Source organism: Lebetimonas sp. JS085 (genome assembly GCF_000523295.1).
GTDB lineage: Bacteria > Campylobacterota > Campylobacteria > Campylobacterales > Nautiliaceae > Lebetimonas.
Genome location: NZ_ATHR01000001.1, coordinates 173,697 through 197,130 on the forward strand (window position 1 = coordinate 173,697; position 23,434 = coordinate 197,130).

A 23,434-nucleotide genomic window follows, 5' to 3' on the forward strand; every position below is an offset into this window, starting at 1 on the left:
CCTTTTTTTTATTTATTATATTACATTTTTATTATACTACATTTTTTTAAAATTTCATTAGCAATAGAATTTTCATCCACACCTAAAAATTTCTCAACTTCTTTAACATTCCCATGAGGAATAAAAATATCCGGATATTCAAAACTTTCAATTTCAACATCCAAATTTTGTTCATTTACAAATTCACTGAGCATTTCGGCAATTCCGCCTTCTTTTGCATTATCACTGATTACATACCACTTTTTAGCTTCTAAACTTCTTAAAAGCTCTTTATCAAACGGTTTTACAAATCTTAAATCAACTATTCCACTGTCTATTCCTTTTTCTTTTAACAGTTTATAAACCCTATAAGCTTTCCCCACACCGTTTCCATAAGCAATCAGCATAATATTTTTACTGTCTATTAGAATTTCGCCTTTTCCAAGTTCAAAATCTTTCGGTTCAAATATCTTATCTTCAAGTTCAAACGCCCCCCTCGGATATCTAAACGCACAAGGAGAGCTGTTAAATTTATAGGCAAATTCCACGGCCTTTCTTAATGTATTAAAATCCCTCGGTGCAAAAAGGGTCATGTTTGGAATTATTCTTAAATACCCCACATCAAAAACACCCTGATGTGTTTCCCCGTCGGCTCCTACAATTCCCGCCCTGTCTATTGCGAACCTAACCGGATAATTATCAAGACAAACATCATGAATCACCTGATCATATCCTCTTTGTAAGAATGTTGAATAAATTGCAACAAAAGGAATAAAACCTTCTTTTGCCATAGGAGCCATTGAAGTTACCGCATGCTGCTCTGCAATTCCCACATCCCAAAACCTTTCGGGAAATTCTTTCATTAACTCTTTCATTCCTGTCCCACTCGGCATTGCGGCGGTAACACCGACCACTTTTTCATCATTTTTGGCTATTTCAAGCAAAGCATCGGCAAAAACCTTGGTAGCGTTAAGAGAGCTTTTTTTAAGAGGCTCCCCGGTCGCTATATCAAAAGGAGATACGCCGTGCCAGTGTTCATAATAGCCTTCAGCCTGTTTATAACCCTTGCCTTTTACCGTTTTGGCATGGACAACAACAGGTTTTTTAAGCTCTTTTGCAATTTTTAACGTTTCTATTATTTCTTCAATATTGTGCCCGTCAATAGGGCCGATATATTCAAGCCCCATTTCTTCAAAAAAGATACCGTTAACACTGAAAAACTCTTCCATTTTTTTAGCAGTAAATTTTACATCTTCGGGCATAAAATTGAGTATTTTTTTAAATTTGTCTTTAAAATTCTGATAATGTTTTTTAGCTTTTAACTTTGTCAGATATTTACTTACTGCCCCTATAGGTCTTCCTATGCTCATTTCATTGTCATTTAAAATAATAACAACAGGAAGTTTCAAATCGCCAAGTTCATTCATTGCTTCATACACCATTCCAGCACCCATAGCACCGTCGCCAATTAATACTACAGGAATTCTTTCTTCTTTTTTTAATTTTATGGCTTTTGCAGCTCCAAGTGCCACTGAAATAGATGTAGACGAATGCCCGGCACTGAAATAATCATATCTGCTTTCTCTTGGTTTTGTATACCCGCTTATTCCCCCAAACTGCCTTAAACTCTCAAATTCTTCCCATCTGCCGGTTAAAAGTTTATGTGCATATGCCTGATGTGAAACATCAAAAATAAAAGGGTCTTTTTCAACGTCAAAAACATAATGCATTCCTATAATTAAATCTACAGCCCCAAGTGTGGAGCTTAAATGACCCCCTTTTCTTGAAACAACATCAAGTATCCTCTCTCTTATTTTCTTGGCTAATTCATTCAATTCTTCTACACTCATTTTTTTAACATCAATTTTCACTGTTTCTCTCCTCTAAAATCGACTCTTTTATAGCTTTAAACCTGTTAATTATTTCTGCGTCAATATTTCCTATATCGCTTATTATAACAACCCCGCCTTCTTTTATAGCAGGGTCTTCAATAATTTCAACATTTTTTAAATCTTTGTTTTTTAGAAATTCGGCATCTTTTGGATTAACTTTTATTTTTATTTTTGTAGCATCTTTTACCTCATCCATTAAAGATTTGGCCAAGTTATATGCTATTTCTTTGGAATTTTCACTGATTTCTTTTTGGATTACCTCTTTTGCAATATCGAGTGCTACAGAAATAAGCTCTTTTTCAATAGACACTATTTTCTCTTCAAACGTTTCATTTATTTTGTCTATTTTTTCGATTGAAGTTTCCAATAATTTCATTTTTTCGCTAAAAGTATCTTCAATCTCTTTTTTACCCTCCTGGATTCCTTTTTTGTACCCTTCTTCAAAAGCTTTTTGTTTTTCAATATCTGTCTGTTTTTTACATTCATTTAACTGATTTTGAAAACTGTTTTCAATATTTACAATATTATTGCTCATCTCTTCAATTTTAGCGAGCAGTCTTTCTATCAATTCATTGCTTGATTCCGTGTTTTTTTGCATATTATTTTCTTCTTTTTCAATTTGCTCATCTTTTTTTTCAATTGTTGTTTTTTCAGATTCATTATTATTTAATTCTTTAAATTTATAAGGTTTGACAATATGTTTATTAGAATTTTCGTTAGAAATTATTTTACTCAATTACCTCCTCCTCGGCACCCACTGCTATTTTACCTTCTTCAGCAAGTTTTTGTACAATTTCAACTATTTTTCTTTGAGCTGCTTCAACATCTTTTACCTTGACTGGCCCCAAAAACTGCATCTCTTCTTCGAAAGCCTGGGAAGCACGTTGAGACATATTGGACAAAAATTTTTGCTTAAGCTCTTCAGGTGCACCTTTTAGGGCAATCATCAATGTATTTTTATCTGCCTCTTTTAAAATTTCCCTTATAGCGGTATTATCGAGTTTAAGTATATCTTCGAATGTAAACATTTTTTCTTTTATCTTTTCAGCCAGATCAGAATTAATCTGTTCAATATATTTTAATGTTTCTTTAGCCGCTTTCTGACCGAGCCTGTTGAATATTTCAGCAACAAACCTTACACCTCCGATTTCCACTTTGTATCCTGTAAGCGATTCAAGTTTGGTTTCAAGAATAGCACTTACTTTTTTAATTATCTGAGGAGAAATATCACCTAAATTACTCATTCTGATTAATACTTCTGCTCTTAATTCATCAGGGAAATAACTTAGAGTTTCAGCCGCACTGGTTGGATCCATATGAGCCAAAATCAAAGCAATCGTCTGAGGATGTTCATTTACAATAAAATCTGCAAGCTGCTGCGGTTTTACTTTTTGTAAAAAACCAAATGTCTGCTCACTTTGAAGGGATTTGGAAAGCTTATCCAAAACTTTTTTGGCTTCTTCAGGGCCTAAAGCTTTATAAAGAATTTCTTTTGCATACTCAAGACCGCCGCTTGCAATGTATTGATTGGATTGAAAGATTACATAAAATTCTTCTAAAACAGCGGCGGCAACTGCTTTATCAATAGCTTTCGCTGTTGCTATATATTTACTAATTTCAGTAATTGAATTAACATCCATATAAGAAAAAATCTGCGCTGTTAAATCTTCGCCCAGTTGAATCAATAAAATAGCTATTTTTTCTGGCATTGATAATTCATCTAAAATCGCCTGCTGCTGGGGTGTTAAAGCCATTTATATTCCTTTTTGATGTTCTTCCTCTTTTAATAAATTTTCAAGTACTTTAGCCACATCTTGCGTTTTATCCTCCACCATTTTTGTAATTCTTTCAAGCAAAACATCATATTTTAATTCTTCTTCATCAACATTTGAAGATATTCCAAGCTGTGTTTCAACTTTTTCTTTGAGTTCTTTTATTTTATCATATGTATTCTCTTCTTCCTCTTCTTCAATTTCAAGTGTTTTTTTAGGTTTTTTAATTTCTTCTCCCGATTTGACTTCTAACATTTTTTGGGAAAAAGGAGCAATGACCTTTTTATAAAAAACAAACAATATAATTAACAAAATTAAATATTTTATTATATTTTCAACGGGTCCTAAATATACTTGCACATTGTCCATTATATTTTCCACTGATGATTTTTTTTGAGAATTCAGATGATTAAACTGAAAACAGCTGACGCTTACACTATCCCCTCTTTTTGAATCAAAGCCTATAGTATTTTTAACCAGATTATTAATATTTGCCAGTTCTATTTTATCCAACGGTACAAACACAATTTTGCCGTTTTTGTCTTTTTTATAATTTCCGTCCACCACTACGGCTGCGGTAACCCTTTTTATCTTTGCAAGAGGTGCTATTGTGTCTTTTATAGTGGTTGATATTTCATAATTGGTTGTGTCTTCGCTTTTTGTATATTTATTTTTGATCTGATTGGATTTACTTCCCTGAACCGGCCCGATATTACTTACTGCCCCGGGAACTCCCCCTACTTTTTTTTCTCCGTATCCTGTTTTTTCTTCATCTACAGTCTGTTCGCTTCTTACAACATTGTCCGGGGAATAAATGGTCGAATGCGATTTTACTTTGGAAAAATCAATATCCAGATTGACTTTTGCCACAATTTTATCATCTCCTCCCACAATTGGGGCAAGAATGGAAGTTATTTTATCTTCAAGTTCTTTTTCAAGTCTTTTTTTATATAATATTTCTGTTCTCAAAAGCTCATTATTAGAGCTTAATTCATCATTTTCACCAAGTAAATTCCCGTATTGGTCTATAATTTTTACATTTTCAGGCTTTAGTTTAGGAACTGCGGCGGCAACTAAATATTTAATACCTTTAATCTGTTTAGGGGTTAATATCATATTCGGCTTTAATTTAATCATTACAGATGCACTCGGAGGAGTCTGTTTGGAAACAAAAACACTTTCTTTTGGAAGTGCAATATTTACTTTTGCCTCTTCCACCGCATCTATTGCTTCAACAGTATTGGCAAGCTCCCCTTCAAGGGCTCTCAAATATTTAATCTTTTCTTCAAAAGCAGTTGCCCCAAAACTGTTTTTATTAAACAGTTCAAAACCTACATTACTTGCCTTTGGAAGACCCTGGGCTGCAATTTCAATTCTTAGTTTTTCCACTTTGTCTTTCGGAACTTCTATAATTCCGTCGCTTGGAATAACATATGAAATTTTTTTCTTATCTAAATATTGGGCAATTAAAGCAGCGTCTTTTGGTTTTAAATTTTCAAAAAGAACACTGTAATTATCTTTTTTTAAAGAAGTCGAAGAATTATAAACAACCAAAAAAGAAATCAATAAAACAAAAGCGCCTATTGTTATACCGATAACAATTTTCTGTTTTTTATTTAAATTTTTGCTAAAAGCAATTATTTGTTTAAATAATTCTTCAAAATTCAATTAATCAAACCTTTTAATAAATTTAAAACTTTTTCATTTTCTTCTTTTTTACCTATCGTAATCCTTATTGCATCAAAGCCATAACTGACCATATCTCTTACAATTATACCTTTTTTTAGCAGATTATTTGCAACTGATGTAGAATTTTTTATAAATAAAACAATAAAGTTTGTATAACTTTCAATAAAATTCAAATTATTTTCTTTTGCGAAAATTTCATATCTTTTCATTTCTTCAAAATTAAGCTCAATTCCCATTTTCACAAATTCTTTATCTTTCAAAGCTTCTATGGCAGCTTTAAGCGAAAGCGTGGTAATATTAAAAGGGGGTCTTAATTTATGAAGATTTTTTATAATAAATTCATTGGCAATTCCGTATCCAACCCTCATACCGCCAAGTCCGTAGGCTTTTGAAAAAGTTCCGGTGTATAGTACATTTTTATATTTTAAAATTTCTTTTGGTTTTATTTCTTTGTTTTTATCTTTGAAAGAGGCATATTCCTGATATGCCCCGTCTATTATTATTAAAGTATCATCATCTATTTTTTCTATAAAACTAAAAACATCTTTGGCATCTATACATTCCCCCAAAGGATTATTAGGAATACATAGAAATATAATTTCCGGATTTTGTTGTTTATAGATTTCATAAAACTCTTCTAAATTATGTTTATCTGATTTTGTTTTTAATATTTCAGCCCCGAACTGTTTTGAATAAATTTCATACATCGCAAAAGTAATTCCCGCCATTAAAACTTTTTTTGGCAGTATCGCATGAATTGCAAATTCCAAGATTTGATCGCTTCCTGCCCCTATAATTATATTTTCATTTTTTATATCAAATCTTTCAGATAAAGCGTCTTTTAATTCATAATAACTGTCATCAGGATATCTGTGCATATTTTTAGCTGTCTTTTTTACAGCTTCTATCGCCATAGGGGGAGGACCGTACGGATTTTCATTACTTGCAAGTTTTATTATTTCCGAAGGCTTTATACCGTATTCCCTCACCACCAATTCTATAGGCTTTCCAGCTTCATATGTTTTTAAATTATTTAAATTTTCAAACATTTTCTTCCTTTATTATCAATATTTCCTATTCACAACTCACCACCCCGCCGCTTTGCAAGCGGCGGACAGGCTCACCACTCACTATTTTAGCATTCCTTAAGATAACTGCCAAGCCAAAGCATATTTTCCTCTTCTATTAATTTTTTAACAGCTTCGTCTTCTATATGCCCTTCAAAATCTATATAAAACCATGTATTAAATGTATCGTCTTTATTAGGTCTGCTTTCTATTTTTAAAAGGTTTATGTTCTTATCTTTAAATTTTTTAAGCAAATTAAACAAAGCCCCTGTTTTATGGGAAGTTTTTGCAATTACACTTGTTTTGTCATTTCCACTTTTTTGAGTTTTAAAATCGCTTATTATTATGAATCTTGTTCTGTTCGCCAGATTGTCTTCTATTTTTTCAAAAAGTAAAGGAACATTATAAAGTTTAGCCGCTATTTTTGAACATATAGCAGCACTTTTTTCATCTTTGCTTGCAAGTTCAGCAGCTTTTGCCGTTGACTCGGTTGGAATAAATTCAACATCCAAAAGTCCGTGCGTTTCAAGAAAATTAAGACACTGATTATAACCCTGCGGATGTGAATACACTCTTTTTATATTTGCAAGTTCGTCCTGAACAGAAGCAAAAGAGTGATGAATGTCAAGACAAACCTCTGAAACTATTTTTACATTATATTTTTTAAGTGAATCAAGAGTTATACCCACAACACCTTCTGTATTGTTTTCGATAGGCACAACCCCGTATTTAGCCTCTTTATTGTGAACGGCTTTAAATACGGCTTCTATATTAAGCAAAGGCAGGTATTTGGCGTTCGCCCCGAATTTATGTTCCGCCGCCTGATGTGTATATGTGCCGACAGGGCCTAAAAAAGCAATTCTTTCACTTCTTTCAAGCGTTCTGCTTATTGCAAAAATTTCCAAAAATATCGCCTCTATATGTTCTTTTTTTAATATTCCGTTTTGTGCTTGGCTTAATCTGTTTAATCTTTCTATTATTTCCTTTTCTCTTTCCGGCCTGTATACTGGGGTATTGGAAGAATTTTTAATCTCTCCCACTTTTTTGACAATTTCCATTCTTTTATTAAGAAGTTTTAAAACGTTATCATCAATTTTATCTATTTCTTCTCTTAATTTTTTTAAGTCCAAAATTCTTTCCTTTTTAAAAATTCTCCAATATTTTCGGCTATAAAATCCACTTTTTGATTTATTTCATCTGACTTTTTAATTTTACTGCTTAAAACCAAAGCCGTTTTCATACCAAGTTTACCGGCCGGCAGCAAATCCCCTATCAAATCATCACTAATTATGGTAATTTTATCATAATTTAAAGAAATTTTAATTCTTGCAGCTTCAAAAAAATTTAAACTTGGTTTTCCAACAACCTCATAATTTTTGTTTGTGGCATATTTCAGCATTTCCAAAATTGCCCCGAGTCCCGGATAACGCTTATTGTTTTTACGGTAAAGTGAAGTTTTATGCATTCCTATTAAATTGGCCCCTCTTATCAAATATTCAATAATATCTGTAATTTCATCTGAAGAATAGACTTTTATTCCCAAAATTACATTATCAGGATTATCAAAATCAATTTTAAAATTTTTTTTTCATTATTTTAACAAATTCACTGTTACCAAAAGGAGCAATACTGCCGCTTATAAACTCACAACCCCGCCGCTTTGCAAGCGGCCGGGCAGGCTCACCACTTACTATTCACTATTTTTCACTTCTTCAAATAATCAATTTCACATGCTATTAAATCCTCAAAAGTTTCCCTTCTTCTAATAAGCCTGTCTTTCCCATTAATCACCGCAACTTCCGCTGCTCTGGGTCTTGTATTGTAATTACTGCTCATTGAAAAACCATATGCCCCGGCAGAATGTATTAAAACCAAATCCCCGGGATCCGTTTTGGCAATTTCTATATCTTTTGCAAAAAAATCTCCGCTCTCACAAATCGGGCCCACAATGTTAGCCTTGCTTTTTTCTTTATTTTCATTTAAAACCTCAATTTTATGATATGCCCCGTACAGGCTCGGTCTTATTAAATCATTCATAGCCCCGTCAACAATTACAAATCTTTTATCCCCATTTCTTTTTTCATATAAAACTTTTGTTAAAAACCATCCCCCGTTTCCAACTAAAAATCTTCCAGGCTCGCATATAATAGTTACATCAAGTCCGCTAAGGGTAGAAAGAACCGCCTGGGCATAATCGTAAGGCTCTATTAAATTTTCATTTTTATATTTTATGCCAAGTCCTCCTCCAACATCAAAAAATTTAATATCTATATTTACGGCTTTCAGGCTTCTGAGCAAATCAGACACAATAACAGCTGCTTCTTTAATGGGATTAATATCGGTAAGCTGGCTTCCTATATGAAAATGAATTCCCACAGGATTTAAATATTTGCTTTTTTTGGCATAAAGATAAAGTTTTTTGGCACTTTCTATATCTACACCGAATTTATTTTCATGAAGGCCGGTTGATATATATGGATGTGTTTTGGGGTCTATATTCGGATTAACCCTTATAGAAATTCTTGCAATTTTTCCAAGTTTTTTTGCTATTTGTTCAATTCTTTTTAATTCCGCCTCGCTTTCAATATTGAGCATCAAAATATCTTTATTTAGTGCTTCCTCAATTTCATCATCCCTTTTTCCCACGCCGCTGAAAATTATTTTGTATTTATCTATTCCCGCAAGCAAAGCTCTTTTAACTTCGCCTATACTGACACAGTCCGCCCCGCTTCCAAGAGAAGCAAAATGATTTATTACACTTAAGTTCGAATTGGCTTTAACAGCATAGGCTATAATACTTTTTCTTGCTTTAAAAACTTTTTTTAATTTGTTGAACTGCTCGCCAAAATAATTAAAATCATATACATACACAGGTGTATTATATTTTTTTGCCAAATATTTAAAATTCATTAATTCTCCTTTTTAATAACATAAATATCCAATACTAACACAAAAAACAGAGGCAAAGTCAAAATAAAAGGGTTTATCACACCCTGTTTTACAAATTTATAAAGAAGTAAATTTGCCCCCCATAAAAATACGGAAAAGAAAACTGATTTTATCAAAAAAAATGAAATTGAAGAAATTCTCTGATGCACAGGCGCACTATACATTAAATATATCAAAAACAGTATTAAACTGAGGGGGGTCAATATTTTGAACATTAATATTGATATTATTTTATTTAATTTTATACTTTTGAAAATTTTCATAGCCAAGAGAGCATCTTTTATCGAAATTGATTCCAGTTTTTTCAAATTTGATAATACAAGAGGTTCAAAATCTGTCAAAACATTTAAATGGTTTTCTTTTTTTATAATCAGTCTGTTTTTATCAAACATTTCAATTGTCACATTGTTTCCCATCCATTTATTGTTTTTATATTCGGCTTCTTTTATATTTATAATTTTTTTTACTTTCGTCCCCTCCAAAGTAAATATTTTAACACAGTAAGCTTTTTTCAAAAGAGGTTTTAATTCTTTTATATACACAATACTGTTTTTATATTTTAAAAAAAGATTTTCTTTTTTTAATTTTTTATTCAACAGAATATTTTGAGCTTTTTGATTAAAATAAACATAATTTGTATTATCTAAAGCAATAAATATAAAATAAACAGATAAAGAAAAAATTAAAAACACAAACAATATTTTATTTTTAGAAAATCCCAAAGAATAAAAAGAAACCAATGTATTGAATTTTATAAAATGATAAACAGTATATAAAAAAGAAAAAATCAGAGCCAAAGGATAAAAATTTTCAAATGAGTAACTGATAACATACACGCTATATAATATCAGCAAATTTGAAGAATGAGGCAGTTTTGAAAAATTACCTATTAAATCCAGTAAAAGATACAAAAAAGAAAGACTGAATAAAAACAGAAAAAAATTTTTGGAAAATTTTTTCAGAATATATAAAAAAAACATTAACAGGATTTCCTTGTATATTTTGAAGCGGCATTTTCAATATCTTTTACGGCTTCTTTAATCACGGGAAAAAGCTTTTTAACACATTCTACTTCATCATTTTTAAAATCGCTAAGCACGTAGTTTACAACTTCTTCTTTTCTCTCAGGCCTGCCTATACCAATTCTTACTCTGTAATAATCATTTCCTATAAATTTATCAATGGATTTTAATCCGTTATGACCGCCGTTGCCACCGGCTCTTTTAAATTTAAGCGCACCCAGTTTCAAATCCAGATCATCATGAACGACAATTATATTTTTATTGTCCAATTTATAAAAGTTTTTAACCAAAACTACGCTTTCACCGCTTAAATTCATATATGTCGCGGGTTTTAAAAAAAGAAAATCTTCTGATTTAAAAAGTTCACCCTTAAAATTACCGTTTTTGTAGGCGTTAAATTCGTTTATAAGATAATCAACCGCCAAAAAACCAACATTGTGACGATTAAGCTCATATTTTTTACCGGGATTTCCAAGTCCTACAATAAGTTTCATTTTTTACTTTTCTTTTATTTTTTATTCCCCTAAAGGGAAGAAGATTATTTGGCTTTAATAACTCCAACTACCGGAATAGAAGGATTTAAGAAACATTCAACTCCATCAGGCATTTTAATATCTCTTATTAAAATATTGTCCCCAACATCAAGATTGCTTATATCAAGCTCAAAAAAATCCGGTAAATTTTCTGGTGCCGCTTTAACTTTGATTCTTCTTCTGTGATAAATTAAAACACCTTTGTTTTTTAAACCTACAGGTGTTCCTTTTACTTTGATAGGAACATGGTAATATGATTTTACACCTTCTTGCGCAACCAACAAATCAACATGTAAAAATTCGCCTGTTACAGGATGTTTCTGATATTCCTGAACAACAACTTTTAATTCTTTATCTCCTAATTTGACAGGAAAAATTAAATGTTCTTTATTTTTCATATATTTAATAAAATCACCCATTTTGAATGCAGCATTTATGTTTTCAATTCCTTTTCCATAAATGTTTGCAATCAGATAACCATCCCTCTTAAGTTTTTTGGTTTCTTTTTTTGAGGTACTCTCTCTGATAATTCCTTGTAACATTTTAACTCCTTAAATTTTTTGAAGGGAAATTATAACAAAAAATTCAATTAATTGCTATCTTTTAAACCTATTTTCGCGTCATTTACCACTTCTAAACCTTTTTCAAGTTTTGCTTTTCTGAGTTTAAGAAGAAAATCATCCCTGCTTGATGCATATTCTATTGCCGTTTTTTCATCAACTCTTCCTTCGATAACCAAATCAACAAGATGTTGGTCAAAACTCTGAGTACCGTAAATATTTTTACCTTCTTCAATAGTGTCCTTGATTTCTTCATCCCTTCCTTGGAAAATAAGTTCTTTTACCCTCGGGGTTTTTATCATTATTTCCATTGCAGCCGTTCTTTTTCCGTCAACAGTAGGAACAAGCCTTTGAGATATGACCCCTTCAAGTACGCTTCCAAGCGTCATTCTAATTCTATGCTGTTCGCTTGGCGGAAAAACACCTATAACCCTGTTTATTGTCTCTTTTGCATCCAGTGTATGAAGTGTCGAAAAAACCAAATGGCCCGTTTCAGCTGCATGAAGTGCTATTTCCATAGTTTCCAAATCCCTCATTTCCCCCACCAAAATAATATCGGGGTCTTCCCTTAAAGCAGCCCTTAGGGCATTGGAAAAGCTTAATGTATCCTCACCCAGACTTCTTTGGTTTATCAGACATTTTTTATCTTTATGGACAAATTCAACAGGGTCTTCTATAGTAATAATATGTTTTGCTTTTTTATGGTTTATTTCGTCTATCATTGCGGCAAGTGTAGTGGATTTACCGCTTCCTGTAACACCTGTTACCAAAACAAGACCTCTTTCAGATTCAGTAAATTTTTTTATGATAGGAGGAAGTTTAAGCTCTTCAATGGTCGGTATATTTATTGGAATTGTTCTAAAAACAAGACTCGGTCCGTCTATTTGAAAAAAAGCGTTCCCCCTAAAACGGTAATTTTCATCCAATTTATAGTTAAAATCTATCTCTTTTTTTCTAACCATTTCCTCAAATCTGCTTCTTAAGATTTCTTTTAATAATTCAACAATACTTTCCCTTGTTAGTTTTGGACTCTCAACGGGAACAAGTTTTCCCTGAATTCTCATTCTTATCCCATCCCCCGCTTTGATATGTAAATCACTTCCTTCTTTTGAAACCAAAAGATTAAGATATTTTACCAGTTCTTCTCTTGTCATATTATTCCTTTATAGAATCAAGCATACTATTAAATGCATTTTCAAAAGCTTCAACACCCTCGTTAAATAATTCCTGATAAATTTTTTGCATATTAATTCCAGCAGGTGTCAAAAACCCAAAAAACGCATCTATATGTTTTGTCTGAAAATGAAATGATTCTTCAAGTTCTTTATCCTTAATGGCTTCTATTACATCAAGAGGCAATGTTAATACTGAATTTGGCAAAAATAAATTTTGCACATAATAATCCTTAGGCAAATAGCTTTGTTTTACACCTGTTGATGCAAAAAGTGTTTTAATGTTTTCACTTTTTTCATTTTCTATCATATTATATATTTTTATAGCGTTAAAAAAACCGATTCTGTCCTGCGCCAAATTTAAAGAAGCAAGAACGGGATTTAATTTTCTGTCAAATCTGCTTACAAAAACGGATATTACCCCTTTTACATTCCCTTTATCAATAGCTTCAAAAGCTCTCATCGCCTGATTCGGGGAAAAAACAAGAGTAGCGTTTATATTTATATTTTTTTTTGCAAGTTCTTCCATCGCTTTATATCCGGTTTCATTTGCCGGAATTTTTATCATTACATTTTCCCTCTCAATTTTATCATACAGTCTTAAAGCCTCATCTATTGTGCCTTTTGTATTGTTAATAAGTCTCGGGTCAACTTCAATACTTGCAAAACCGTCGTTATCATTTTCAAAATTTTCTTTTAATATATCGCAGGCTTTTTGTATATCTTTAACGGCGTTTTCTTCATAAATTTCTTTTGAAGAGTTCTCTTTTAAATTTTCTATATCATTTTTGTAGATATTTTTTTTCATGGCATTTGCAAAAATCGAAGGATTGCTTGTAAGACCGTTTACCAAGCCGCTCTCAACCATTTCTTTAAATTCACTCTCCAAAAATTCCCTGTCTAAATAATCCACCCATATACTCGTCATATTCTCTCCTTAAATAAATTCCAAAATTTTTGTTAAATCTTTTTCTTCTATTATAATATTTGCTTCTTTTTTCAAAATTTCTTTTGCACAAAATGCAATTTTTGTTTTTGCGTATTTAAACATACTCAAATCATTCGCACCATCCCCTACAACCATTGTTTCATCAGAAGAAACCCCTAAAATGTTTTGTATCCTCTTTAATATTTCCCCTTTTGAATGGGAAAACATCATTTCTCCCCCAACAAGACCGGTTAATATACCGTTTTTAGAATGAAGAGTATTGCTAAAATCGGCATCAAATCCCAAAACTTTTTTTGCATAACTTGTAGCATTTCTAAAACCTCCGCTGAAAACAACTATTATAATATCGTCTTTTTTTAAAGCTTTTATAGTTTCTTCAGCCCCCGGCATAAAAGGAAGATTATGACATATTTCATTAACTTTTAGCTCTTCCAGACCTTCAAGCAGTTTTACCCTCATTACAAGACTTTCAAAAAAATCAAGCTCACCTTTCATAGCCATTTCGGTAATTGCTGCCACTTTATCTTTAAGCCCAAGCGGTTCGGCCAAAAAATCTATTGTTTCCCCGTCCATCAATGTTGAATCAAAATCAAAAACAGCTAATTTCATAATTTTCCTTTATTTTTACAAAATTTTATCAAACTTTTGTAAATTTATGCTAAAATTTTGCAAAAAGGATTTATTATGGGAATCGGAACTTGGCAAATAATTGTAATTTTAATAATTGTTTTACTGCTTTTTGGAGGTAAAAAAATTCCGGAACTGGCAAGCGGTCTTGGCAAAGGTATTAAAAATTTTAAAGACGCGGTAAAAGAAGGTGAAGGTAAAGAAGAAAATCAGGATGTAGAAAAAATAGAAGAGAAAGACGCTGATGTTAAAGACGCTACGGTTGAAACAACAGAAAAAAAAGATGTAAATGCTTGAAGAATTAACACCTCACATAGCTGAGCTTAGAAGCCGGCTTATTAAAATAGTTGTTGTATTTTTCATACTTTTTATTTTATCTTTTCTTTTTTGGAAAGATATTTTTGTTATTTTGGCAAAACCTGCAACAGATGTTTTACATACTTCCAGCAATTCAGAAATGATATTCACCAACCTGGTGGAACCATTTATGACGGCAGTAAGAGTGTCACTCTATACGGCTTTTTTTGCATCTTTACCTGTCATTCTTTACCAATTATGGAAATTTATAGCCCCGGGACTTTATGACAATGAAAAAAAACTGGTTTTACCGTTTGTTGTATTCGGTACGATAATGTTTTATTTGGGGGCTGCATTTGCATATTTTGTAGTTTTTCCTATCGGATTTAAGGTATTAATCAATTTTGGCGGTAAAAATTTTGTTGCAATGCTAAAAATAAGCGAATATGTGAGTGTCGCGCTTAAAATAATGATTGGTTTTGGGATAGCGTTTGAACTTCCCGTACTTTCGTATTTCCTGGCAAAACTGGAACTTATTACAGATAAAACGCTAAAGGATTTTTTCAGATATGCTGTTGTTATAATATTTATAGTAGCGGCAGTTTTAACTCCTCCCGACTTGTTTTCCCAACTTGCAATGGCCACACCTCTTTTAATTCTTTACGGATTATCCATCTGGATAGTAAAAGCTGTAAATCCTTATAAAGAAGAAAATTAATTTTTTTCTTTTTCTGCAATATTATTTAAAAAAAACAAACAGTTATAAAACATATAAATATTTAGATTAATAAAAATCATAAGTATAAATCTATATCTAAGTTTAGTATTATTGACTAAGTTTTTTTGATTTGCTTTAATTATAAAAATTAAAACAGGAGGCGCAAAGATGATTATAAAAAAGATGCGGCAAAAATTATCTTAGAGTTATTAAAATCAGATACAAAAACAATAAAAAATGAAACACTTAATAATGAAGCATTAAAAGAGTTAACCTTAAGCGGAATTATAAGATTTCCAATGCCGGCGGTTGCAGAATTTACATATGGAGGTTCAATAGTAGCTGAAGTATTAAATAAAATAAAAAATATTCAAGCAACTGATGAATGGAAAGATGATTTTAAATGGATTAGCAGTGAAGTAATTGCAATGATAGATGCAAGTATTAAAAATAAAAACAAAACTACAAAAATAACTAATGAAGAACTAGAAAAAAGAGGGTTTGCCAAAAACGGAGAATTAACCCAGGAGGCAATAGATTTATATGAAGCATACAAAGTAATTAACCCAGAACTTGCAATAGATGCAAAACTTGCTGAATATATCAGAAAAACACCTATAGGACCAACAGACGCTCATTTTTTACCTGTTGAAGAGAATAACAAAGATTTACTTGAAGCTATGAGACTTATAGCATATTCAATTCCAGTTGGAGAATATTTTACATTTACAGAACTTGGCCAGGCTGTAAAAGAGACATTAACTTACGGTGGTTGGGCAAGTGAAGGAAGTGTACTTGATTTATCAATTTTAGAAGACATTGCAAAAGTGGCTGACGGCGAAGAAATTGACATTGATTCACTTACAGACCTTGAATCCCTTGGATATGTTACAAATATAGACGAATTAACAAAAGCTGGAGAAAAAGCACTTAAAGTTTATAGAATTTATAGAGATAAAACTCAAAAACCGCTAAAAACATTTGCTATTGAAAAAGAAGAAATCCAAACTCTAAAAACAATTCAAAAAATCTGGGAGGAAAAAGTCCCTGAAAATCCTGAAGAAACACCTACATTTGATGAAATAAAAGCACAATTATTAGAAAGAAAAATTAAAGAATATAAAAAATTGATTGAAAAATATGGCAGAAGACTTGATGAAATGCCAAAGAAAAAACAAGAAATTGTCAAAAAATTTACAGATTTAGAAAATGAGAAAAAATGGTTTGAAGAAAATTTTGATTTAAGAGAATATTTATATTCATTGGAAGCTTTCGGATTAATAGAAGAAGGTGTTGATGAAAAAGGAAAAGCAGTATATTTTGTTACAGAAGATGGCAAAAAAGTACTGCAAGACCAAAAAGATGAAAGAGCGATCCACAGCTGGTCGGTTAAAACTTTGGCAATTTCAAATAAAATGTTTAGTGCACCAAACAGAGAATGGGTTGAAGAGGCTAGACGTGAAAGAATTTTAGGTACATATGAACCTACAAAATCCGGTTTGATGTATGAAGAAATTGCAACTCATAAAAAGTTACCATTTATGACAAAATATGAAATGGATATTTTCAAAATAATTCCAAATAACGGAATTGCATGTGAAGATATTTTAAAAGGAAAAAGTGAAGAAGAAAAAACAAGAATTTTTGAAGCAATAGATAAATTAGAAGCAAAAGGATTTGTTGAAGTATTGCCTGATGGACATATTATAGAAACTGAATATGGAAAAATGATGGATGAAGCTATAAGCTCAGTTCCTGAAGGATTTGGAGCGCCTATTAATCCGACAATTTACAGAGTTGTAAAAGCTATAGCTGAAACTGGCAGTATGTATGTAAAAGAGAAAAAAATAAGAATTCTTCCTGAAAATATAAAAGAAGCTGTTAAAAAATCAAATCTTGGCAAAGAAAGCTTTGAAAAAGCATATATTGCTGCAAGAGAAGCCAAATATTTAGGAAGAAACAGCGTAAACGAAGCAGGCTTACTTATGCTAAAAGCCGTTGAGATTTTCAACGGTTAATTTTTTTCTTCCCAATGAAGTTCTATTCCTTTTGAAGTGGTTACAAATCCGGTTATTATTATTTTTCCTTCATGAACCATTTTATGATGCTTTTTACAAAGAGGAATTAAATTAAATTTATGATTTACGGGGACATGGTCAATAAATCCTTTTTCTGCCTGTTCTTTTGGGAAAATATGATGTACATCATCAACCGGTGCCCCGCATATTGCGCATGTTGTAACAATTACTTTTTTATTATATCTGCTTTTTCTTTTTTTTATTAAAAGTTCAAGTTCGCTGTATTCTTCATTTAATTTTTTTCTTATATTTTCTGCAGTTTTTAAAAATTCACTGTCCAAATAAATTGATTTTGCAAATTCAAGCCCGTATACGCTGCTACCGCTCCCCTCTTTTAGTTTTCTGTCGTATATTAATTTTTCACCGTCAAAATAAACTTCCAAATGCCTGGCGACGACATTGGGCAAATTTTTTATTTCTTCTAAATCCATCAACTGATGCAGATGTGTTGCAAATAAAAAATTTATATTCTTTTTTGCAAGCTTAATTACAGCACTTGCGACAATGGACATAGCAGATAAAGTTTCTGTTCCATGTGCTATCTCATCACCTAAAACAATGGAATTAGAATCGGCTCTGTTGAAAATATTTTTAAGTTCAAGCATTTCTACCGCAAATGTAGAAAGTCCTTTTGAGAGATTATCTTTTGCTTCAATTCTTGTAAAAATTCCGTTTATCGGTTTAAATTCCATTTTGGCAGGGACAAAAAAACCGCTTTGAGCCAAAAAAATGGCTATTCCTACACTTTTCATAAGAGAGCTTTTTCCAGAGCTGTTAATTCCATACAAAAGCATTCCGTCATATTCATTGAAATCTATATCGTTTGGAATATAAATTCCGTTTTCCTGATTCACTTCTATTAACGGATGCCTTAAATCCCTAAAAATTGGTCTAATATTTGAAATTTTAGGCATAAAATAATTAAATTGTTTTGCAACCTTGGCACTGCTGACCGCTACGTCTATTTGTGCGATTTCATCCGAAAGAGATTGTAAAACATCAAATTCCCTTGATATTTCATCCAATTTTTTTAAATATAATTTTGTAGTTTTTTTTATTATTTTATTATCAAGAGTTATAATTTTATCACTTATTTCTTCTATAATCTCTCCTGAAATTTTCACACTGTTAGTTAAATTTTTAATCCTAAAATCTTTAAAAAAAACATTTTTACCGTTTATTTGTGTAAACGTATTTAAAAATTTATCTTTTATTAAATTAAATCTTGTTTTTGTCAGGCTCAAATAATAACCTTCTTTCTCCAATTGAGAAAGTTCTACTTTTACATCACCCAATTTTTCTATTTCTTCTTTGATTTTTACAAGTTCATTAATATAATGTTTTTTTTCTTTATTCAATTCATCAAGCTCTTTATTTATACCCTCGTTAAAAAAATTTTCTTTTATATCTTCAATTTTTACATTTATTTTGTTTAAATCAAAATGCCTTTCAATATAATTTAAAAAATTATCGATTTTTAAAGATTTCTTTTTAAGCAGAAGATAAATTTCGCTGCATGATTTGAGGGAACTCACTAAAAAACTTAGCTCAAACGGATGAAGTCGTTTTAATTTTATTTTTCTGTCTATTTTTTCCAGATCATATATGTCTTTAAGTAATTCTTCAAATTTCTTAAACCTGTTAAGCATAAAATTTACGGCTTTATACCTTTTTTTTAATTCTTCTTCATCTTTTATGGGATTAAAAAGCCTCTCTTTAATTAGCCTTTTTCCCATTGGGGTTTTAGTTTTATCTATTAATTTTAAGACTTTACCTATTTCAAGCTGTTTGATGGGATTGTTTCCTAAATATACAAATTTTTCATCTTCTATAAGTTCAGGAAATTTAATGTGTTTAATCAAATCTTTATTGTGGGAAATGACAAATTCAAGCAAAATACCCAAAGATTCTGTAATTAACGGATATTTTTCCAAATTCATAATTTCAATGGGAGTTAAAAGCGAATGTATTTTATAAACTCTTTTAAAAATTTCATTTTGATAATTTATGTTCATTCTTGTTCTGTTTATAATTATATTTTTACCGTCAAGTTCCAAATAATTCACAATTTCATCACAATCAACATTTTTTAAAGTTAAAATAATTTCGTTTGATTTATATGTCTGAAGAAGTCTAAACAGTTCATCCAGGGCAAAGCTAACATCATCTTTTGTAGAATAGTTTTCGTATATGTAACTTTTTCCTGTATTTATATCAATATTTGCATATCCCACATGAAAAGCATTGTATTTTTCGACAATTATGGAAGTTACATAATTTTCATACGTTTTTGAATATTCTAAATTTACCCCTGGTGAAATTATTTCAGAAAGATATCTTTTTACATTAGGAGGTGTGCCTTTTTGTTTTATAAGAATCAGAGTGTATTTATTTTCTTCTATTAATTTTTCTAAATATCTGTCAAGCGCATGATTTGGAAAACCTGCCATTAAAGGATTTTTCACATCAATATTGGGTATTGATTTATTTTTTTTTGTAAGTTGAATATTTAAAATATTTGCTATTTCTCTTGCTTTTCCAATTCCATCTGTTTCATATGTTTCAAAAAAAGTTCCGACTTCCATTAAAACAACGGCATTTGGATACAAATTATCATAATATTTTTGAAGTTCAAAATATATTTCAGTTAAAAGTTTTCCTTTTTTATTAAGGAATTTATTAATATCCATTATTACCTTTTTTATATATAATTATATCAAAAAGGAATTTTATGAAAAAATTAATTTCTATTATTATTTTTGCAAATTTTGCCTTGGCAATAAACTGGAACACAATAGTAGGGGTTTTTAAAAAAACTGTTAATACTATCTCTTATACAATTGAAACAACCGGCGCCAACCCGAGAGTTTATGAATTTGACACTCAGGGATTTCCAAAAATGCATTGTATTGTTATTTTCAGAGACAATACAAGCACATCACCTGCTATGCAGTGTGTTGAAACAAAACCTGAATATATAAAATTAAATAAAAAAATAATAAAATGATTGTAAAAATAACCCTTACACTTTTTTTAATAATGGACCCTTTTGGCAATTTACCGGTTTTAATATCTTTATTAAAAAATTATGATAAAAAAATAAAAATTAAAATTCTTATAAGAGAATTATTAATATCACTGTTTTTAATTTTTATTTTCATATTATTTGGAAAGCAAATTTTAGAGCTTTTTGGACTCAGTGAAGCGTCTGTTTCAATTGCAGGCGGAATAATTTTATTCTTAATAGCATTAAAAATGATTTTTCCATCAAATGAAACAGAAAATACGGATAAAACCGATTTATTAATAGTACCGATTGCCATTCCGATGATTGCCGGGCCGTCACTGCTTGCCGTTCTTTTATTGTTATCAAACAGTTACAATTTTCATATTTTATTTACTGCTTCTATCATCTCATGGGCTTTAACATCATTTATAATTATATTTTTTACCTATTTGGCTGAATTTATTCCATATAAATTTTTTAATGCTGCAGAAAAACTTATGGGAATGTTGTTAATCGCCCTTTCAGTTCAAATGTTACTTGATGGAATAGCTAATTATCTACATTTAAAATAATTTCAACCCCTCTAATATTCCTCGCTAAATCTTTAAAAAACTCATATTTTTTTATCCCTTTTTCTTTTAAAAATTTACTTAAAAGTTCTTTTTGATTGTACCCTGTCTCAATTATTGCATAAGGGATTTTAAATTCTATTGCTTTATTAATAAGTTTTTTTATAATATCAAGCCCGTCACTCCCACCATAAAATGCCTCATCAGGTTCAAATTTATTTGGTTTAGGATAAGAATTTTCCACATAAGGAGGATTAGCAATAAGTAAATCGGCTTTTTCATTAAATAAATCACATTTTTTAAACTCAATTTCTACATTATGTAGCTTTGCATTTTTTTTAGCAATTTCTATGGCGATTTCATTTATATCAGTTGCTATCACTTCAGCCCCTGTGTGTTTTTTAATCTCAATTGCAATTACCCCGCTTCCAGAGCAGCAGTCAATTACTTTAAACTTGGTACTTGGTACTCGGTACTTGGCAACTTGGCAACTTTTTATAAATTCTATCGCCCTATCAACCACAACTTCCGTATCATCCCTTGGAATTAAAACCCCCTCACTGATATAAAATTTATCTCCGTAAAAATAAACCTCTTCAAAAATATATTCAATCGGATACCCGTTTTTTACTTTTTTCTGAATTTCAAAAAATTCTTCTGGTACTTTCAAATCATCATTCAAAAAAAGCCATGCTTTATCTTTGTTTAAAAGTTTTTCTAAAATATAAACACTCTCAGGAAATTTTATAACATCTTTAATCCTCAATTGTTAACCTTTTTATTAAGTTTAAATAAACACTGTAAGCACTGCTAAAAGCCCATTGAAAATTATAACCCCCAAGCTCACCTGTCACATCTAAAACCTCCCCTACGAAATAAAGTCTTTTTTGAAATTTACTTTCCAAAAATTCATTTAAATCATTTGTATCAACTCCACCTTTTGTAACTTCAGCTCTCTCAAATCCAAAAGTTCCGGCCGGGGCAAATTCATAATTATTTAAAAGTTTAAGTTTTTCTTTTTCAGCATTGCTTAATAATTTAACTTTTTTATCTTCTAAATTTTGGGCGTTTAAAAACTCTTTTACAAATCTCTTTGGGAGTGGGAGCTGAGTAGAAATTTGTTTATTTGGGTTTTTAAGAAAAGTAAATACATCTTTTTTTAAAAAACCGATACTTATTTTACCTTTATCCCACCATAAAGATACATTTAATACTGCAGGACCGGTAATTCCCCTGTGGGAAAAAAGAATATTTTGCCTAAATTTTTTCTCACTTGCTTTTACAACAGATTCAAATGAAATACCGCTTAAATTCTTAAACCAACTTTCACTTTTTTGCACTGTAAGTCCTACAAGCGCCGGACGCAGAGGAGTAATTGTATGTCCAAAATTTTTTGCTATTTTATATCCAATATCGCTTGCACCAAGTTTTTTATAGCTTATCCCCCCTGTCGCTACAACCACATTTTTAGCATAAAAAAACTGTTTATCAGTAATAATTTTAAATCTGTCCTTTTCAAATTTAACCTCAATAATTTCTGCTTTGAGTATCTTTTTTACATTTCTTTTAAAAAAATTAAGTAATATTTCACTGCTTTTAAAAAAATATTGATTTTTTTTAGCTTCAACTACTTCTAAATTATTTCTTTTCAGCCAACTAAGTAAATCTTTATTTGAAAATTTTTTTAAAACTTTTCTAACTAACTCTTTATCGCCTCTGTAATTATTTTCGGTTACTATTTTATTGGTAATATTGCATTTTCCACCGCCGCTGATTCGTATTTTAGCTCCGATTTCTTTATTATGCTCAATAACTAAATAATTCTTTTTTAAAAGACTTCCCAGAAAAAGACCACTTGCCCCTCCTCCTAAAATTGCAGTATCAATCAATCTCGACATTTCTTATATCTATAAAACTACCGCTTTCAAATTTATCTAAATTATCAAAAAGTTTAACAAGTTTTCTCACACCTTCATTTAATTCAATTTTACTTTTATCAACTCTCTCAACTGAGCTAAATTTTTCCCTCTCAGCTGAAATTACTTTTCTTACCATATCTGTATCAATTACCCCTGGAGCTACGGCAAAAATAGGAGTATTAATTTCTTTTGAATATATACTTACCATCATATTTAAAACACACTTACTAAGAGCGTATCCTCCCCACCCGGGATTTCCGTTTACTGCAGCACCGCTGCTGATAATGACAATTTTTTTAGCCCATTTTTCAAGCAAATCTATTAAAACTTTATTAGCCCACACATTTACCATGAAAATGTCATTAAGTTCTTTTACACTCCATTCTTTCATTAATTTAATTTCACCCAATATCCCCGCATTTAAAATAACTAAATCAAAATCAGTGTTAAATGCTTCAACTGCTTTATATAAATTTTCAATATTTGTTAAATCAATTTTATAAAAAGGAATGTCAAAAGGGCAGCTTCTCCCAATTCCATAAACTTCATCACCTCTATTTAAATATTCTTTAACTAAACCAGCGCCAATTCCCCTACTTATTCCTGTAATTAAAACTTTCATATTTGCCCCTAAA

Annotated in this window: 22 protein-coding genes and 1 pseudogene; 5 read left to right on the forward strand and 18 right to left on the reverse strand. The window is 30.8% G+C overall.

Annotated elements, in window-relative coordinates; translation table 11 throughout:
* Nucleotides 1–20: 20 nt before the first annotated feature.
* The 14 genes from dxs to serB form a co-directional block, all read right to left on the reverse strand.
* Nucleotides 21–1,844, reverse strand: a complete 1,824-nt coding sequence (gene dxs / locus DZ68_RS0100945) for a 1-deoxy-D-xylulose-5-phosphate synthase (RefSeq protein WP_024790500.1) — start codon at nt 1,842–1,844, stop codon at nt 21–23.
* Nucleotides 1,840–2,607 carry a flagellar assembly protein FliH gene (gene fliH, locus DZ68_RS0100950; RefSeq protein ID WP_024790501.1) on the reverse strand — a complete coding sequence of 256 codons (768 nt, stop codon included), beginning with the start codon at nt 2,605–2,607 and terminating at the stop codon, nt 1,840–1,842. The genes dxs and fliH overlap by 5 nt, the downstream gene beginning before the upstream one ends.
* Nucleotides 2,600–3,625, reverse strand: a complete 1,026-nt coding sequence (gene fliG / locus DZ68_RS0100955) for a flagellar motor switch protein FliG (protein ID WP_024786833.1) — start codon at nt 3,623–3,625, stop codon at nt 2,600–2,602. Before fliG ends, fliH begins: the two co-directional genes overlap by 8 nt.
* Nucleotides 3,626–5,311, reverse strand: coding sequence for a flagellar basal-body MS-ring/collar protein FliF (fliF, locus tag DZ68_RS0100960; RefSeq protein ID WP_024786834.1), 1,686 nt, complete (start codon nt 5,309–5,311; stop codon nt 3,626–3,628).
* Nucleotides 5,308–6,381 (reverse strand): histidinol-phosphate transaminase, encoded by a 1,074-nt coding sequence (gene hisC / locus DZ68_RS0100965; RefSeq protein WP_024790502.1) that lies wholly within the window; start codon nt 6,379–6,381, stop codon nt 5,308–5,310. The genes fliF and hisC overlap by 4 nt, the downstream gene beginning before the upstream one ends.
* An 86-nt stretch (nt 6,382–6,467) precedes the next feature.
* Nucleotides 6,468–7,532, reverse strand: coding sequence for a prephenate dehydratase (gene pheA / locus DZ68_RS0100970; protein ID WP_024790503.1), 1,065 nt, complete (start codon nt 7,530–7,532; stop codon nt 6,468–6,470).
* Entirely contained in the window at nt 7,520–7,942 is a 423-nt protein-coding gene (locus DZ68_RS09825; protein WP_051428150.1) for an HAD hydrolase-like protein, read from the reverse strand. The genes pheA and DZ68_RS09825 overlap by 13 nt, the downstream gene beginning before the upstream one ends.
* A gap of 161 nt (nt 7,943–8,103) precedes the next feature.
* Nucleotides 8,104–9,309, reverse strand: a complete 1,206-nt coding sequence (gene lysA, locus DZ68_RS0100980; protein ID WP_024790504.1) for a diaminopimelate decarboxylase — start codon at nt 9,307–9,309, stop codon at nt 8,104–8,106.
* On the reverse strand, nt 9,309–10,328 hold the full coding sequence (locus DZ68_RS0100985; protein WP_024790505.1) for an LptF/LptG family permease: 1,020 nt from the start codon (nt 10,326–10,328) through the stop codon (nt 9,309–9,311). Before DZ68_RS0100985 ends, lysA begins: the two co-directional genes overlap by 1 nt.
* Entirely contained in the window at nt 10,328–10,864 is a 537-nt protein-coding gene (pth, locus tag DZ68_RS0100990; RefSeq protein ID WP_024786840.1) for an aminoacyl-tRNA hydrolase, read from the reverse strand. The genes DZ68_RS0100985 and pth overlap by 1 nt, the downstream gene beginning before the upstream one ends.
* Nucleotides 10,865–10,908: 44 nt before the next feature.
* Complete coding sequence (locus DZ68_RS0100995; RefSeq protein WP_024790506.1) at nt 10,909–11,445, reverse strand: 50S ribosomal protein L25/general stress protein Ctc; 537 nt, start codon at nt 11,443–11,445, stop codon at nt 10,909–10,911.
* Between the two features lie 47 nt (nt 11,446–11,492).
* Nucleotides 11,493–12,617: a type IV pilus twitching motility protein PilT gene (locus DZ68_RS0101000; protein ID WP_024790507.1), complete on the reverse strand. Its 1,125-nt coding sequence runs from the start codon at nt 12,615–12,617 to the stop codon at nt 11,493–11,495.
* 1 nt (nt 12,618) lies between these two features.
* Nucleotides 12,619–13,563 carry a transaldolase gene (locus tag DZ68_RS0101005; protein ID WP_024786843.1) on the reverse strand — a complete coding sequence of 315 codons (945 nt, stop codon included), beginning with the start codon at nt 13,561–13,563 and terminating at the stop codon, nt 12,619–12,621.
* Between the two features lie 9 nt (nt 13,564–13,572).
* Complete coding sequence (gene serB, locus DZ68_RS0101010; RefSeq protein WP_024786844.1) at nt 13,573–14,193, reverse strand: phosphoserine phosphatase SerB; 621 nt, start codon at nt 14,191–14,193, stop codon at nt 13,573–13,575.
* A gap of 75 nt (nt 14,194–14,268) precedes the next feature.
* Between serB and tatA the strand changes: the two genes are divergently transcribed.
* From tatA to DZ68_RS0101025, 3 genes and pseudogenes are all read left to right on the forward strand, one after another.
* Nucleotides 14,269–14,508 (forward strand): twin-arginine translocase TatA/TatE family subunit, encoded by a 240-nt coding sequence (gene tatA, locus DZ68_RS0101015; protein WP_024786845.1) that lies wholly within the window; start codon nt 14,269–14,271, stop codon nt 14,506–14,508.
* Entirely contained in the window at nt 14,501–15,226 is a 726-nt protein-coding gene (tatC, locus tag DZ68_RS0101020) for a twin-arginine translocase subunit TatC (protein WP_024786846.1), read from the forward strand. Before tatA ends, tatC begins: the two co-directional genes overlap by 8 nt.
* Before the next feature lie 188 nt (nt 15,227–15,414).
* Nucleotides 15,415–17,244 (forward strand): annotated as a pseudogene (locus DZ68_RS0101025) (DUF505 domain-containing protein); the annotation flags it as partial.
* Here DZ68_RS0101025 and DZ68_RS0101030 read toward each other — a convergent pair.
* Nucleotides 17,241–19,994 (reverse strand): HNH endonuclease, encoded by a 2,754-nt coding sequence (locus DZ68_RS0101030; RefSeq protein ID WP_024790508.1) that lies wholly within the window; start codon nt 19,992–19,994, stop codon nt 17,241–17,243. The pseudogene DZ68_RS0101025 and the gene DZ68_RS0101030 overlap by 4 nt on opposite strands.
* Before the next feature lie 41 nt (nt 19,995–20,035).
* Here DZ68_RS0101030 and DZ68_RS0101035 point away from each other — a divergent pair, with 41 nt between their 5' ends.
* Complete coding sequence (locus DZ68_RS0101035) at nt 20,036–20,311, forward strand: hypothetical protein (RefSeq protein WP_024786848.1); 276 nt, start codon at nt 20,036–20,038, stop codon at nt 20,309–20,311.
* Nucleotides 20,308–20,883, forward strand: a complete 576-nt coding sequence (locus DZ68_RS0101040; RefSeq protein ID WP_024790509.1) for a MarC family protein — start codon at nt 20,308–20,310, stop codon at nt 20,881–20,883. Before DZ68_RS0101035 ends, DZ68_RS0101040 begins: the two co-directional genes overlap by 4 nt.
* Here DZ68_RS0101040 and DZ68_RS0101045 read toward each other — a convergent pair.
* Genes DZ68_RS0101045 through DZ68_RS0101055 form a run of 3 tightly spaced genes read right to left on the reverse strand, consistent with a single transcriptional unit; the run spans nt 20,861 to nt 23,421 of the window.
* On the reverse strand, nt 20,861–21,646 hold the full coding sequence (locus tag DZ68_RS0101045) for a peptide chain release factor N(5)-glutamine methyltransferase (RefSeq protein WP_024790510.1): 786 nt from the start codon (nt 21,644–21,646) through the stop codon (nt 20,861–20,863). The genes DZ68_RS0101040 and DZ68_RS0101045 overlap by 23 nt on opposite strands.
* Nucleotides 21,636–22,778 carry an aminoacetone oxidase family FAD-binding enzyme gene (locus DZ68_RS0101050; RefSeq protein ID WP_051428152.1) on the reverse strand — a complete coding sequence of 381 codons (1,143 nt, stop codon included), beginning with the start codon at nt 22,776–22,778 and terminating at the stop codon, nt 21,636–21,638. The genes DZ68_RS0101045 and DZ68_RS0101050 overlap by 11 nt, the downstream gene beginning before the upstream one ends.
* On the reverse strand, nt 22,762–23,421 hold the full coding sequence (locus tag DZ68_RS0101055) for an SDR family NAD(P)-dependent oxidoreductase (RefSeq protein ID WP_024790512.1): 660 nt from the start codon (nt 23,419–23,421) through the stop codon (nt 22,762–22,764). The genes DZ68_RS0101050 and DZ68_RS0101055 overlap by 17 nt, the downstream gene beginning before the upstream one ends.
* Between the last annotated feature and the right edge of the window lie 13 nt (nt 23,422–23,434).

Bases quoted from the DNA above. Each gene is read 5' to 3' on its own strand.
- pth (WP_024786840.1), bottom strand. From the start codon at position 10,864: ATGAAACTTATTGTAGGACTTGGAAATCCCGGTAAAAAATATGAGCTT.
- tatC (WP_024786846.1), top strand. From the start codon at position 14,501: ATGCTTGAAGAATTAACACCTCACATAGCTGAGCTTAGAAGCCGGCTT.
- lysA (WP_024790504.1), bottom strand. From the start codon at position 9,309: ATGAATTTTAAATATTTGGCAAAAAAATATAATACACCTGTGTATGTA.
- DZ68_RS0101050 (WP_051428152.1), bottom strand. From the start codon at position 22,778: ATGTCGAGATTGATTGATACTGCAATTTTAGGAGGAGGGGCAAGTGGT.
- DZ68_RS0101030 (WP_024790508.1), bottom strand. From the start codon at position 19,994: ATGGATATTAATAAATTCCTTAATAAAAAAGGAAAACTTTTAACTGAA.
- DZ68_RS0101000 (WP_024790507.1), bottom strand. From the start codon at position 12,617: ATGACAAGAGAAGAACTGGTAAAATATCTTAATCTTTTGGTTTCAAAA.
- DZ68_RS0101055 (WP_024790512.1), bottom strand. From the start codon at position 23,421: ATGAAAGTTTTAATTACAGGAATAAGTAGGGGAATTGGCGCTGGTTTA.
- DZ68_RS0101035 (WP_024786848.1), top strand. From the start codon at position 20,036: ATGAAAAAATTAATTTCTATTATTATTTTTGCAAATTTTGCCTTGGCA.
- fliG (WP_024786833.1), bottom strand. From the start codon at position 3,625: ATGGCTTTAACACCCCAGCAGCAGGCGATTTTAGATGAATTATCAATG.
- hisC (WP_024790502.1), bottom strand. From the start codon at position 6,381: ATGTTTGAAAATTTAAATAATTTAAAAACATATGAAGCTGGAAAGCCT.
- serB (WP_024786844.1), bottom strand. From the start codon at position 14,193: ATGAAATTAGCTGTTTTTGATTTTGATTCAACATTGATGGACGGGGAA.
- DZ68_RS0100995 (WP_024790506.1), bottom strand. From the start codon at position 11,445: ATGTTACAAGGAATTATCAGAGAGAGTACCTCAAAAAAAGAAACCAAA.
- DZ68_RS0100985 (WP_024790505.1), bottom strand. From the start codon at position 10,328: ATGTTTTTTTTATATATTCTGAAAAAATTTTCCAAAAATTTTTTTCTG.
- DZ68_RS0101005 (WP_024786843.1), bottom strand. From the start codon at position 13,563: ATGACGAGTATATGGGTGGATTATTTAGACAGGGAATTTTTGGAGAGT.
- DZ68_RS0101040 (WP_024790509.1), top strand. From the start codon at position 20,308: ATGATTGTAAAAATAACCCTTACACTTTTTTTAATAATGGACCCTTTT.
- tatA (WP_024786845.1), top strand. From the start codon at position 14,269: ATGGGAATCGGAACTTGGCAAATAATTGTAATTTTAATAATTGTTTTA.